At 41.0% G+C, this 13,171-nt stretch carries 12 protein-coding genes; 7 read left to right on the forward strand and 5 right to left on the reverse strand.

The annotated features are described in order from the left end of the window. Positions 1–6: 6 nt before the first annotated feature. The gene (locus CH352_RS13545; RefSeq protein WP_100707756.1) at positions 7–501 is read right to left on the reverse strand and encodes a DUF3015 domain-containing protein; all 495 of its coding nucleotides are present in this window, start codon (positions 499–501) and stop codon (positions 7–9) included. 383 nt (positions 502–884) lie between these two features. Between CH352_RS13545 and CH352_RS13550 the strand changes: the two genes are divergently transcribed. Together CH352_RS13550 and CH352_RS13555 are read left to right on the forward strand one after the other, a co-directional pair. After that, a complete protein-coding gene (locus CH352_RS13550) occupies positions 885–1,310 on the forward strand; it encodes a TRL domain-containing protein (RefSeq protein ID WP_243396406.1) in 426 nt (141 codons plus the stop codon). Positions 1,311–1,473: 163 nt separating this feature from the next. Continuing rightward, positions 1,474–2,610, forward strand: a complete 1,137-nt coding sequence (locus CH352_RS13555) for a hypothetical protein (protein ID WP_207766714.1) — start codon at positions 1,474–1,476, stop codon at positions 2,608–2,610. A gap of 1 nt (position 2,611) precedes the next feature. Here CH352_RS13555 and CH352_RS13560 read toward each other — a convergent pair whose 3' ends face one another. After that, positions 2,612–3,166: a hypothetical protein gene (locus tag CH352_RS13560; RefSeq protein WP_100707754.1), complete on the reverse strand. Its 555-nt coding sequence runs from the start codon at positions 3,164–3,166 to the stop codon at positions 2,612–2,614. Between the two features lie 78 nt (positions 3,167–3,244). Further along, entirely contained in the window at positions 3,245–4,426 is a 1,182-nt protein-coding gene (locus CH352_RS13565; protein ID WP_100707753.1) for a hypothetical protein, read from the reverse strand. A gap of 101 nt (positions 4,427–4,527) precedes the next feature. On the opposite strand from CH352_RS13565, the gene CH352_RS13570 reads away from it, so the two are divergent. After that, entirely contained in the window at positions 4,528–6,642 is a 2,115-nt protein-coding gene (locus tag CH352_RS13570) for a sodium-translocating pyrophosphatase (RefSeq protein ID WP_100707752.1), read from the forward strand. Between the two features lie 211 nt (positions 6,643–6,853). On the opposite strand, the gene CH352_RS13575 is transcribed toward CH352_RS13570, so the two are convergent. Further along, the gene (locus tag CH352_RS13575) at positions 6,854–7,336 is read right to left on the reverse strand and encodes a GNAT family N-acetyltransferase (RefSeq protein WP_165780198.1); all 483 of its coding nucleotides are present in this window, start codon (positions 7,334–7,336) and stop codon (positions 6,854–6,856) included. A gap of 128 nt (positions 7,337–7,464) precedes the next feature. On the opposite strand from CH352_RS13575, the gene CH352_RS13580 reads away from it, so the two are divergent. Next, positions 7,465–8,280 carry a hypothetical protein gene (locus CH352_RS13580; RefSeq protein WP_100707750.1) on the forward strand — a complete coding sequence of 272 codons (816 nt, stop codon included), beginning with the start codon at positions 7,465–7,467 and terminating at the stop codon, positions 8,278–8,280. A 1-nt stretch (position 8,281) separates the two neighbouring features. Here CH352_RS13580 and CH352_RS13585 read toward each other — a convergent pair whose 3' ends face one another. Continuing rightward, a complete protein-coding gene (locus tag CH352_RS13585) occupies positions 8,282–9,679 on the reverse strand; it encodes a glycine--tRNA ligase (RefSeq protein WP_100707749.1) in 1,398 nt (465 codons plus the stop codon). A gap of 114 nt (positions 9,680–9,793) precedes the next feature. Here CH352_RS13585 and CH352_RS13590 point away from each other — a divergent pair, with 114 nt between their 5' ends. From CH352_RS13590 to CH352_RS13600, 3 genes are read left to right on the forward strand one after another with little or no spacing between them, the layout of a single operon-like run. After that, positions 9,794–11,473: a TonB C-terminal domain-containing protein gene (locus CH352_RS13590; RefSeq protein WP_100707823.1), complete on the forward strand. Its 1,680-nt coding sequence runs from the start codon at positions 9,794–9,796 to the stop codon at positions 11,471–11,473. Next, entirely contained in the window at positions 11,470–12,237 is a 768-nt protein-coding gene (locus CH352_RS13595; RefSeq protein WP_100707748.1) for a PrsW family glutamic-type intramembrane protease, read from the forward strand. The genes CH352_RS13590 and CH352_RS13595 overlap by 4 nt, the downstream gene beginning before the upstream one ends. Beyond that, a complete protein-coding gene (locus CH352_RS13600; RefSeq protein WP_100707747.1) occupies positions 12,234–13,148 on the forward strand; it encodes a 50S ribosomal protein L11 methyltransferase in 915 nt (304 codons plus the stop codon). The genes CH352_RS13595 and CH352_RS13600 overlap by 4 nt, the downstream gene beginning before the upstream one ends. The last annotated feature ends 23 nt before the right edge of the window (positions 13,149–13,171 follow it).

A 13,171-nucleotide genomic window follows, 5' to 3' on the forward strand; every position in this document is an offset into this window, starting at 1 on the left:
ATCTCCTTAAATTTTACAGCTCTTAGAAAGTGCTGAGTCTTTTCTGATCCCGTCTTTTACCGCGCTGAGTAAAGAAGAAGGAGTGGTCTCTTGGGTATACAATACATCGTAATTGGATTTAGTGTATTCTCCCAATTGAGCGATTCCGTTTGTGGAACAGCCTAGAAGTCCTGAAAGTGCTTCTAACTTCTCTCCTCTTCCTTGGGCCATTTCTGTTTCCAAAGAATTGAAGTTAAGAGAAACGAATACTTCCTGCATTTTTTCTTTATGGACTAATCCGTCGGTAGCACATCCTGAAGTTCCGGTGGTGATACCGAAAGTTTGGTTTGCCGAAGTACCGTTGGTAGTGGCTGCTAAAACTTGTTGGCCGCCTTTGTTCTCTTTAAAAACCAGAGATCCAAGCCCACAGCCGGCTACACCGTAATCTGCGGCGGAGACTGAAATTCCCGAGGACAAGCAGAGTAATCCGACTAATCCTATCGATAGAAGTTCTTTTTTCATAAACGAACCTCTCCTTCCTTTTTAGTTGGAAAATATAAAATTCCTTCGGAAATAGATGTCAACCAGAATTAAAGAAAACGCAATATTCACCTTCGCGATAACGGAAAAGTTCTCTCTTTGGAAAGAATTTTTTGCTTTGTGGTTTGTTTGCTCGCAAAATCGCGGATAATCGGAAAAATTTTTGGAAGTCTCTGTCCGTATTTGCGGAAACTTAGGATAAAACTTTTTGCATGATTTTTGTCACCCATTTGGAATACTACTTCTGTAGTTTTTTTGTTATTTTTCTTTTTTTAAATCTTGACTCGAATCTTCTCAAAAAGATGATCCTCTCTTAAGTTTTTACCTTTGAAAATTTTTTAAAGAAGGTATGACGTTCCTTTCTTATGTTTTTATATCTTGCCGAAAAATTTTCGGATCAAAAACATCACGCAAAACTAAGCGAAAATAAACAAAAAAGTAATATAGTCACGGAGATAGATTCGATGAGAAAAATCATGTTATTAGCTGCTGCGTTAGTATTGGTTTCTGTATCCAATTGCCTTCCAATTGTTTACGGATCTTTATACACCAACGTAACCGACAACGCGACCATCTTCAACAGAGACAACTCTCAAAAAGATGGAATCGGTGAAAAATCAGGAGAAGCTTGTGCATCTTCTATTTTAGCATTGATCGCTACAGGTGATGCAGGTATTAAAGCTGCTGCTAAAAAAGGCGGGATCAAAGTGGTTAAATCCATTGATTTCAACAGATCCAACGTTCTTGGATCCGTTTACGTTTCCAACTGTACGATAGCTTACGGAGATTAATCATCTCTTAGTTCGTTTTATAACGAACAAAACTATCGAATTGTTTCCGAATTGATCCATTTGGATCGTTCAGGGAAACGGTTTTTAAGGGTCGCGTAAATTTTAATTTTATGCGACCTTTTTTCTATTTCCTAAATTTTCTCCCTTCGTATTTCCTTCTTAGATGAAATCCCAAAATATGATCCGCTGGCGTTCTAAAGTATTTTTATTATTTTCTATATTCGTTTTTTCTAACTTTTGTAGCGGAAGGGCAGACGGAGATCTGAAGGTTTCCGATGGAGGTCCGGAAATGAAAAAAGTTTCCTGCGATACTCCTGCATATCGTGTCAAAAATCTTTGCGAGGACGAAAAGGCATACTTGGATTGGGCCTCGAAGTCGTACCTTGAGTTAAGCTCACTAGATAAATTGACTGAGGAAAATCTTTTAAAAGTTTCGGAAGAGACTGAGGATATTGATAAGGGTGCTGCGATTTTTTATCATAGAATTATCAATGATCCAAAGAATAAAAAGTTTTTAGAGTATTTGGATAAGAAGGAAAAGGAATTCTCCGCGAAACGTCCCGACTTTTCTTCCCAAAAGATAGTGCTCGCGATGGTGCCTGGAATGTTCTATGCGGACAATCCAAGTGTGGGAGCTGATGGGGCTTCTATTCGCAAGATGGTCGCTTCTGTCGGAATACGTTCCGATCTGATCCCGATCGGGCAGGTTGGTGATGTGCGTGAGAATGCAAAGATCATCTGCGAGTACTTAGAAGTTTCTAACCCGGAAGAAATTGTAATTGTTGCTTCTCCCAGCAAAGGTTCATCCGATTTTAGAATGGCGATCGAAAGGTGTGGAAACGAGCCTTATTTTAAGAAAGTCAAGGGTTGGTATAGTATTGGCGGGATCTTAAAAGGTTCCAGAATGATAGAAGGGATCCTAAATGATTTTTGGACCAAATTGGAAGTTAGAAGTTATTTTTTCTTCAAAGGTTATGATTGGGCCGGATTTTTATCCATCAGAAAAGGGCAAGATGCACCTTTGGATAGGGATTGGAAACTTCCTTCTGGGATCAAAATGATCAATTTAGTGGGAGTTCCACTTTTTCGTCATGTTACGGAACGGGCTCGTCCGTATTATAATTTCTTAATGAGTTACGGCCCGAATGATGGGATCATTCTTTTGTCGGATACTATCCAACCTGGGAGCTTGGTCTATCCTTCCTTTCGGAACGATCATTATTTTACTAGACCTATGCCTCCGGAAAGGATACTTGCGATGATTGAATATCTTTTGGACCCTAACGCTCCTGCACTTTAAATTATAGTTTGGAAGAATATAGATCGGACTCGAACTGATCTATCACTGCCTGATAAGCTTCCAGCTCTGTAGGACATGTATAGTTTAACCACAGAACAGGCAGAGTAAGTATCCATACGAATGCTTTTCTGGTGATTTCATATTCGAAAGTTTTCCAGACGACATTATCCTTATATACGGTAAATATAATATTTGCTCCGTCCTTTCCGCTATAAGAAGGAAGAATAGTAAAAGTAGCGTAGGATAGATACAAAAAGATCATCGCAGTTAAAGATGGATCTTTTTGGGAAGATTTCATATCTATATAGTATCCATTTTCAGGAGGATAATTTTCGACTTCCTTCCAGCCTTTTTCGGAAAGTGCTTTTCTGACCTCAGGTTCATTTCTGCTCAATCCTGGAAATCTGCTGATCAAAAATTGGATACGATCTTGGTCTTTTTGGATAGAGGGATCCGATTTTAATTCCTTCAATTCTCTTTTAGGAAAATCGGTGTAGTTAATAATACAATTTGAGAAAAGTAGAAGGATCGCTGGGATAAAAATAAATGCTCTCATATAAGTTATGCGTCTTTCCTGATGTGAAAATGATTAGAAATGTCCGGGTTTAGAGAGGCAAGGATTCTATTTGAAAACTCATTCCATTTCCGAGAGAGAATAACCGGTTTCCAAATAGAATTGAAAAGTTTTGTCCAGGCTGTAAGGTCCCGCATATCTGGAAAGGTCCTTCTCCAGTTCCCCGACTTTTAGATTCTTATACATGTCTTTCCATTCTTTGGAAATGATAAGTGCAGATTCCTCTGGTTCTGTTTCAGCGACGGATCTGAGCGCAAATACCAATACTTCCCAACTGAAAGAAGAATGTTTGAGTAGTACGTTCCATTCCTCTAAGCTCGGGCTTTTTTTGGTGCGGATAATATCTTCTAAAAGTTCCGTTCCTAAGATCCCAGAGTCTGATCCTATTTGTATATAATATCTTCTTAAAGGAAGAAGATAGTCCTTATCCGGAAAAAGATTTTTTCTGAGAGAAAGTAGGAGCGCTCTTCTTGCTAATGCCGCAGATTCAATGAATCTTCTCTGGTCCAGATATTCCATACTTAAGATATGATGAAAGATCGGTTCATCTCTAAAAATATTCGCTCTTTGGAGTAGTCCTTCTTCATATAAATTGGAATCTTTAGATTTATAGGATAAGACACAAAGCCTGTGCAGGTTTTTGTTTCTGGGGAAGTAGGGGAGGAATCTTTTACATCTTGCGATAGAGTCGTCTATTTTTCCCGCTTTTTGAAAACCTGAGATCTCATCCAATAGAGCTTGTTCTTCCGCTAGGTATGGATTGGTAGATTCTAATTCTTTTAAAGTTGCTTTAAAATATTCTAAATCTCCGATGCGAGAAGACCAAAGTAATGCCTTGTATCTGAGATCTCTATTTTCAGGATCTCTGGATAATAATACCCGAGCAGTGTTCAACGCCTTGTCCGGAAATCTGAGAGAATCATATAGATCCGTCATTTCTTCCAATAATTTGGTTTGGTCCGGATTGAATCGAAGGCTTGTTTCGTAACTTTTGAGTGCTTCTAATTCTTCCCCCTTTCCTTTTTGGGATTTTCCTAAAATCCAATAGTAACGGAAGTCTCTCGGCTCTCCTGTTTCGTCAGCGATCTGTAATTTTTCTAACGCTTGTTGGTATCTGCCTCTTGCCGCTTCTTCCCCTGCCTGTTGGATCAGCTCTTCCCAAGAAAAGGTTGAACTCAAGGCCAGGACCGATTTTATAGTGCAAATAACTAAAAAGAACCAAATGGAAAGTGTACGTGTCATCAGTGGCAGCCCCCTGTGGTCTTCTCCTTAGCTTTGGCTAACACAGTTCCCATCTTTTTAATCCATCGGAAATTTTAAAAAAAAACAAGAGGTTTCCCTGAATGAATTCGGTAACCATTATTCTGGCTTTTGCCTTCCTGGCTATTTTGACCGCCGTAGTATACGCATTGAAGGTCACCAGGATCCAAATCGGAACTGAGGGCGGAAAGGATGCAGAATCCAAGAAATTGATCGAAATTTCTTCCGCAATCTCCGAAGGCGCTATGGCCTTTCTAGTGAGAGAATATAAGACCATTTCTCTCTTCATCGCCTTTATGGCAGTTCTGATCTTCTTCCTTTTGGACAATCCGGAAACTCCGGATTTTAACGACGGGTTGTTTACTGCGATTGCTTTCGTGTCAGGGGCCCTGATCTCCTGCCTTTCCGGTTTTATCGGAATGAAGATCGCGACCATCGGAAACGTTCGTACTGCGCAAGCTGCTAAAACTTCCATGACCAAGGCTTTCAGAGTTGCTTTCGATTCTGGCGCGGTAATGGGTTTCGGGTTGGTTGGTCTTGCAGTTTCCGGAATGATCGGACTTTTCCTGCTTTATACTCATTTATTCCAAAACGTAGGAACTCTTTTCCTTATGGAATCTCTGGCCGGTTTCGGTCTGGGTGGTTCCGCTGTGGCTCTTTTCGGAAGAGTGGGCGGAGGAATTTACACCAAAGCCGCCGACGTTGGTGCCGACCTGGTTGGTAAGGTAGAAAAGGGAATCCCTGAGGATGATCCTAGAAACCCTGCGACTATCGCGGATAACGTGGGAGATAACGTGGGAGACGTTGCCGGTATGGGTGCTGACCTTTTTGGTTCCTGCGCTGAGGCTACTTGTGCCGCTCTTGTGATCGGTGCGACTGCTACTGCTCTTTCCGGAAATACTGACGCTCTTTTATATCCACTTTTGATCTCCGCTTTCGGGATCCCAGCTTCTCTTTTAACTTCCTTCATCGCTTCCGTGAAAGAAGGAGGAAATGTGGAGAAGGTCCTAAAGATCCAACTTTGGGTTTCTACTCTGATCGTAGGTGTGATCATGTATTTTGTAACTGATAAATACATGGTGGATTCTTTCGAGATCGCGGGCAAAACAATCGGTAAATGGAATGTATTCATTTCATTGGTTGTAGGTTTGTTCTCGGGAATGTTCATCGGTTTGATCACTGAGTATTATACTTCTCATTCTTATAAACCTGTAAGAGAAGTGGTGAATGCCTCTAAAACTGGAGCTGCTACAAACATCATCTACGGACTTGCTTTAGGTTATCAAAGTTCTGTGGTTCCTGTGATCCTTCTCGTTATCACGATCGTTACTGCTAATATTTTGGCGGGAATGTATGGGATCGCAATTGCTGCTCTCGGAATGATTTCCACTATTGCAATCGGATTGACTATCGACGCTTACGGTCCGGTTTCGGATAACGCGGGCGGTATCGCTGAGATGGCGGAACTCGGAAAAGAAGTTCGTAATCGTACGGATACCTTAGATGCTGCCGGTAATACTACTGCTGCTATCGGAAAAGGATTTGCGATCGGTTCTGCTGCTCTTACTTCCTTAGCATTGTTTGCTGCATTCATTACCAGAACTAAAACTACTGGTCTCGATATCCTAGACGCGGAAGTTTTCGGCGGATTACTTTTCGGAGCTATGCTTCCATTCGTTTTCACTGCTATGACTATGAAATCAGTAGGTAAAGCTGCTGTAGACATGGTAGAAGAAGTAAGAAAACAATTCCGCGAGATCCCAGGGATCATGGAAGGAAAAGCAAAGCCTGATTACAAAAGATGTGTGGATATTTCCACCACTGCGGCGTTAAGAGAAATGATCCTTCCTGGACTTTTAGTTCTTTTAACTCCGATCGTAGTAGGTTACTTATTCGGAATTAAATCTTTGTCCGGTGTTTTAGCTGGAGCATTGGTAGCAGGTGTGGTTCTTGCAATCTCTTCTGCAAACTCTGGTGGTGGCTGGGACAACGCTAAAAAATATATCGAAAAAGCTGCCGGTGGAAAAGGTTCAGACCAACACAAGGCCGCAGTTGTAGGTGATACCGTAGGAGATCCTTTAAAAGATACTTCCGGTCCTTCTATCAATATTTTGATTAAGTTGATGGCGATCACAAGCTTAGTGTTTGCGGAATTTTTCGTACAACACGGCGGATTATTGCTTCGCTTATTCCAATAAGAATTTTCTAAAATTCTAAAGTAGAAAAGGGATCTGAAAGGATCCCTTTTTCATTTTAGGGATCGATGTTGGAATTCCTACACGGATTTGAAGAAGAAGATTTTGTTGACTGAGGTAGGATTTCGTGATAAGAGAGAAAGCGCTTTCCCACGGGCCACTCCCCCCAATCCCAATGCAGGGTGGGGGCGATCTTTGTTCGATGTTGGAGTTCCTACACGGATTTCCTGAATCTCACATAGAACGGATCGAATCCCATTTTCTTCCAGAATTCAACCGCGCCCTCGTTCTCAGAAATTGCTCTTAATTCTACAGCTAAGATACCTTTTTCTTTTGCATATCGGAACGTTTCTTCTACGAGAGGTTTCATATAGCCGGACTTTCTTTTACCTTGTTTGGTAATAGCCAGGTCTATGAATAAGTTCTTCTCCTCAATAAGATATGGTTTTTCTTCCACTCTTGCGATTAGGAGAGAGACAAGTTCTTCTTCTACAAATCCGCCGATAAATAATACTTTGTCTGTGGCTCTGAGTTTTAGGTAGATGTCCACCATTTTAGCGGCGGCTCTAGGACGGATCTTAAATATTCCATCTAAGGGGAGTTTATTGACCATTCTGAAAAATTGATTTACTAATTCAATTGCAGCCTCCCTATTTTGGGGGAGGATTGGTCGTATCTCCAAAAGTTTCTCAGACATTAAAATAAAACTTTGCAAATGACCGGAGTTTGTGGAGTATTTTTTATAGTTGAGAAGAGAAGTTTCTCTTCTTTTTGCAAATAAATAAAAAAAGAAACGATTCCGGTTGTTATTAATACGAAGGCAAAATGATCTTTCGAGCACTTATAATTCTATCCTTCTTCTCATTTATCAATTGCGAAAATGGTAAATCGGAACTGCCACCTGCAGTTTTGGGATATATCACTTTGGATTATCTCATTCTAACGGACCCGGATCGTTCTTCCGTTTATTTTTCCACAGTCAGATCTTTGGATTTGGAAGTTGCTTATGAAACGGATGCGGAACCTTTTACCGGGAATTATACGATCGGTGGTACCAGCGTTTGGAATGTGACAGATAGCAATATGCAGGACGTTTTTGCAGACAGAGGTTATTCAGTTTCGATCACTGTGCCTAGCGACCTTTCCGAGATGAATGAGATCCCGAACCAAAACAGATCCACTTGGAGTGTGAACCAACTCTTGGATCTGGTGCCAAAATACAGAAAGAAATCTTCCGATTTTCAATCTACTAGTTTCTTTATCGTTTATATCAGAGGGCAGTTGGCCGATGCGCCTGGCGTGATTGCAGTCACAATTTCAGGAGCTTTAGGGATCGGGCCTCCGGTGATCTTTGTATTCAAAGATATGATAGAGCAGTTTGCAGGTATTTCACCGGATAAGGTAAAAAAGGCCGAGCAAATGACTGTGACTCATGAGCTTGGGCATGCGCTTGGACTCGTGAACGCCGGGATCCCGTTATATTCTTCCCACCAAGATACGGAACATGGAAATCATTGCACGAATGAAACTTGTGGAATGTTCTGGGCTTTAAGCGACACCAAGGTCGATAATTTTAATCCAGCGAGTCCTTTAATTCTCGGACAAGAATGTAGAGACGATATTCGAAACTACAATCCTTGAATTAAAGGATTTTATTTGCAAAGTAAGACTTCAAAGAATCGATTGAAACTCTTTCTTGAGACATACTATCTCTTTCTCTTACAGTAACGGATTTGTCCGTCAAAGAATCATAATCCACTGTGATACAATATGGAGTTCCGATCTCATCTTGTCTGCGGTATCTTTTTCCGATAGCGCCGCCTTCATCGTATTCTAAATTCCCTAAAGAAGATAGATTTGCATAAATCGATTTTGCGAGTTCAGGAAGTCCGTCTTTTTTCATGAGTGGAAAAATCCCTATCTTCACAGGAGCGACCTGAGGAGCAAAGCGTAGAACAGTTCTTGTTTCTCCATCCGGCAATTTTTCCTCTGCATAAGCGTCAGAAACAACCGCTAAGAATAAACGATTTAAGCCGAGTGCAGGTTCTACCACATAAGGTATATACTTTTTGTTAGCAGCTTGGTCTTGGTATTTCAGATCTTCTCCGGAGAATTTTTCATGTTGGGAAAGATCATAATCCGTTCTGGAAGCGATTCCCCAAAGTTCTCCCCATCCGAATCCATATTTGTATTCTATGTCGGAAGTGGCTTCGCTATAAAAGGAAAGTTCTTCCTTCTCATGTTCTCTGATCTTCAGGTTTTCTTTTTTTAAACCCAGATGATCCGTTAAAAATTTAACACAGTAGTCCACCCAATGAGAGAACCATTCTTTTTGGGTGCCTGGTTCGCAGAAGAATTCCATCTCCATTTGTTCGAATTCTCTCGTACGGAATACGAACTGTCTTGCCATGATCTCATTGCGGAATGATTTTCCAATTTGAGCGATACCGAATGGGATCTTGTTCCTGGTGGTGGAGATAACGTTCTTAAAATTGATAAAAATACCTTGGGCGGTTTCCGGACGAAGATAAATATCTTGTGAATCTTCTGCGGAAGCTCCATGAGAAGTTTTGAACATTAGATTGAAGTCCCTTGCTTCAGTGAATGTACCTCTATTACCGCAATTCGGACAGGCAAAATTTCCTGCCTTGATGACCTCGTTCATTTTTTCCAGGGTCAATCCTGTTGCGGCACCTTCTCCTTTTTGGTCTTCCAAAAATTTGTCCGCTCTGATGCGAGTTTTACAATTTTTACAATCAATGAGTGGGTCGTTAAAATTAGAAACGTGTCCGGATGCTTCCCATACTTTCGGGTTGAGAAGGATAGAAGAATCCAATCCGACAACGTCTTCTCTCAAGTGGACAAAATGTTTCCACCAGAGTCTTTTTAAGTTATGGAGAAGTTCGGCTCCGTAAGGGCCATAGTCGAAGGTGTTGGAAAGTCCTCCGTAAATTTCAGATCCGGGATAAACAAATCCTCTTCTTTTACAAACGGATACAATATCCTTGAGAGAGGAATCTAAGGTTTCTTTTTTCTCCATAGGTCCAAGGATTCTCGAATAGGATTCGTGATAAAGTATTAAATTCGTAGGAATTCCTTCAATTCTTGTTTGCTTCCGGAACTAGCTAGGGTCCAATGGACAAGGATATTCGGAATGAAAAAGGAAATTTCGCAGAAGGAAAAATTAGTCTTTTGGGGGATCAATTTTCTCTCTTGGACCTCTCCTATTTCCATGATTGGGTTCGGCATTTTTTTTCCTTTGGGAGTCATCTTCCTATTCCCGAAAGAGGATAGGGTCCGGAGGCCGGCATTCCATTCCGTTTTTCTACAAGTGGTCTTAGGACTATTTTTATTCTCTCTCGAACTTCTATTTCTAATTTTCCCCAAAGCGGAAGAGATATTTTCCGCATTTGTTCTGCTCAGCTCCGAAGATTCAAGTGCATTCGGCTTTACTGTATTGACCCTAATGTTCTTCCTAGGGCTCGCTGTATTTTTCCTTCAGGCAAAACATATTCGAGAAAGATTAAGACCGGAAGATCCGAGACCTCTTATTTTAAATCCAGTCATAGTCTTTCTAACAGTATTCTGTTTAATTCTATTCACTCATTATTTAACATATTCAGATACATTCCGGGCGAAGATGGCTACATTCGCAGTCTTTTCGGAAAGTGTCTGGATCTTCTTTTTTACTGCGATCGGACTCGCAGAACTTTTATCCGGCAAAAGACCATTCTTCTTATTCCGCAGACCTTGGGCTTGGTTTGTAAGACAGACTAGAGATTCGTTTGCGGAGGAAGAAGGTGATCTGCCTACCTCTGCCAGAAAACGTAAGAACGCGAAAGTACGAGATGGGATCTTAGCCGGTTGGGGACACATTTACACCGGGCGTTTATGGAAAGGATTTCCGATCCTGTTCGTGTATTTGCTCGGGTTATTATTATTCGCTACATTCTTCTTTTCCTGGTGGGAACCTGCTCTGGGGATCCGCTTTTTGGCAAGTTTAGGTCTGAAGCCTGGGCTCTCAGATAAAAAGTTTTTCGAAGTTGCTTCTTCTATTTGGGTTTGGTCTGCGATCCTAACTACATTAGTTTTAATTAACGTATTTTCCGGATGGTTACTTCGGAAATCCTTCCGTTCTCAAACTCCGCTCTTGGGTTTGAGCCCAGGCTTCGAAAACAATCTTGGATTGAGTGTTCTTGTTCACTTAATAGTGATCTGTTTGATCTTACTTATGCCAACGACGATCGCTTTCCAAAAAGAAAGTAAGTCCCGTCCGACAGATCATTTTACGCCGGAGAATCATGCTGAATTTTATTTTATAGATCCGAATCTTCCGGACGAGGTGAAAGGACTGAACGGTGGGGTCATTACCGGAACGGACACGCCTAATAGCACTCAAGGTGAAAAAATCCCCGAGGAAAAACCTTCTGACGAAGGAAGAGTGAAGGGAGAAGTTAAAAAGATCAAAGGTAAAAAACTTCCTCCTACATATTCTAATTATATTTCCGCGAAGATGAGAACGTTCGAATCTTTTATGGATTATTGGAGAAGCGCTCCTCGAAATTATTCCTGTGTTGTAGCTTATACGATCACTCCTGACGGAGAAGTTGTGGATGTGGAACTTGTACAAAATTCTCCTTATCCTGAACAAGACCAAAGAACCTTGGAGTTGATAGAGAACTTATCTCCAATGATGCCTCCTCCTGGAACTAAAGGATATATCCGAGTCACCGAACTTTTCTGGAACGGACCTTTGGATGCAAAAGCGATGCCGACTCCTTTACAACAAGAACTTGTGAATATGTTCGACGGTCGTTATATGGAGGAATTATGAGTTTAGAAGTAATTCTTCTTGCGATCGCAAGTATTTTCCCTTGGGGATTTTATATTATCTATACTCAACCTGATACAGGCAGAGAAAAACGTTTCTTTTTTATAATATTCTTCGCATTACTTTTGGGTTGGATCTCTACTGAATTGGTACTTAGAGCAAGCGCCTGGATTTGGCCCGAAACCGAGATCAACACTAAGGTAGCAAAATCGATTCTATCTCAGACCGCATTTCTCGCATTTGTGAAAGCAGGAATGATGGAAGAATTATGTAAATCTCTTCTGATCGTAGCATTATCTCTGACATTAGCTTATGATTGGAAGAAGAAGGAATTCCTTCCGGAAACATTTTTAGTGGGTGGATTTGTAGCATTAGGTTTTGCCGGAATAGAAAACTATCATTATATTCTAACCGCGAAAGAAGATGATCGGATCCACACTTTTATTTTAAGAACATTGAAATCTTCGAATGCACATTTGCTCATCAATCTTTGTTTTGCGCTCTGTCTGATCAAAAGTAATAAAAGACAAATCCCGGAAAAGTATTGGTACATTCTTTCCGGATTTTTACTCGCAGTGGTTCAACATGGGCTGTTCGATTTTTTTGTGATCCCTGTTGGACGTTTCGGACATTGGGCGGCGACGGCACTATTCGTAGGGATCTGGGTCTGGATCGTGAGAGACAGAAGAGTGTATATGAAAGAAGAAAAGATCTATAAAATAAATAAAGAAGAACATCCCCAATCGGTTCCAGAGATAATCCGTTGAAATATAAAGAAATCAGAGTTTCCATTCCGAAAGATTTTGCGGAAGAGTTTTCCGCGTACTTGGACGAATGGCAGGTTGCAGGATATTACGAGATCCTATTCGATAGAGAAGAACCCAGAAAGCCCGGCGAAGAAATTATTTCTGACAATACTCCGATCAGAGTGTATCTGGCGGAAGACGATATTCAATCGGAAGCCAAAATTTGGATCTATTTACAAACGGTCGCCCCTGGAGATTCATTTGCTGAATCCAGATGGATAGAAACAAAAGAATACGAAGAAGCCTATAAAGAATTTTACAAACCGTTTTCAGTCGGAGTTTTCTGGGTAGTGCCTACCTGGGAAAAAGAAGATTGGGAAAAAAACAAAAAGTTAGAACAAGAAGGTTCTCTTCCAGTATATATAAACCCAGGGCTTGCTTTTGGAACAGGACATCACGAAACCACTCGTTTGGTTTTGTCCAGACTAGGCTCCATAGATCTGAAAGGAAAGAAGGTCGCAGATATTGGCGCAGGTTCCGGGATCTTGTCCGTGGCAGCGGCAAAATTAGACGCATCTAAAATTATAGCTGTGGATATAGACCCTAATGCAGTACGTTCTTCTACATTTAATAGGGACGAAAACGGGATCTCGGATCAAGTTTTAGTGGTAGAAGAAGGAGGATTCGATCATCCGCAAGTTTCTTCCGAAAAATTCGATCTATGCGTGGCAAATATTACTTTCGCTGTTTTAAAGGCGAATATGGAAAAGATCGCAGGACTTCATACGGATCATTTTTTATTTAGCGGCGTGATCACAGAAAGAAAGGAAGAATTTCTGGAACTACTGTCTTCTCAAGTAGGAGGTAAATCTGTATATGAGACCTCCTGGAATGGATGGGAATTGATAGAATGGACACGCAAAGGCCCATAACGTTTTATTCATATTTAATATCG

This window comes from Leptospira hartskeerlii, from assembly GCF_002811475.1.
Classification (GTDB): domain Bacteria; phylum Spirochaetota; class Leptospiria; order Leptospirales; family Leptospiraceae; genus Leptospira_B; species Leptospira_B hartskeerlii.

Bases quoted from the DNA above. Each gene is read 5' to 3' on its own strand.
- CH352_RS13555 (WP_207766714.1), top strand. From the start codon at position 1,474: ATGAAATCCCAAAATATGATCCGCTGGCGTTCTAAAGTATTTTTATTA.
- CH352_RS13550 (WP_243396406.1), top strand. From the start codon at position 885: ATGTTTTTATATCTTGCCGAAAAATTTTCGGATCAAAAACATCACGCA.
- CH352_RS13580 (WP_100707750.1), top strand. From the start codon at position 7,465: ATGATCTTTCGAGCACTTATAATTCTATCCTTCTTCTCATTTATCAAT.
- CH352_RS13590 (WP_100707823.1), top strand. From the start codon at position 9,794: ATGAAAAAGGAAATTTCGCAGAAGGAAAAATTAGTCTTTTGGGGGATC.
- CH352_RS13570 (WP_100707752.1), top strand. From the start codon at position 4,528: ATGAATTCGGTAACCATTATTCTGGCTTTTGCCTTCCTGGCTATTTTG.
- CH352_RS13560 (WP_100707754.1), bottom strand. From the start codon at position 3,166: ATGAGAGCATTTATTTTTATCCCAGCGATCCTTCTACTTTTCTCAAAT.
- CH352_RS13575 (WP_165780198.1), bottom strand. From the start codon at position 7,336: ATGTCTGAGAAACTTTTGGAGATACGACCAATCCTCCCCCAAAATAGG.
- CH352_RS13585 (WP_100707749.1), bottom strand. From the start codon at position 9,679: ATGGAGAAAAAAGAAACCTTAGATTCCTCTCTCAAGGATATTGTATCC.
- CH352_RS13565 (WP_100707753.1), bottom strand. From the start codon at position 4,426: ATGACACGTACACTTTCCATTTGGTTCTTTTTAGTTATTTGCACTATA.
- CH352_RS13545 (WP_100707756.1), bottom strand. From the start codon at position 501: ATGAAAAAAGAACTTCTATCGATAGGATTAGTCGGATTACTCTGCTTG.
- CH352_RS13595 (WP_100707748.1), top strand. From the start codon at position 11,470: ATGAGTTTAGAAGTAATTCTTCTTGCGATCGCAAGTATTTTCCCTTGG.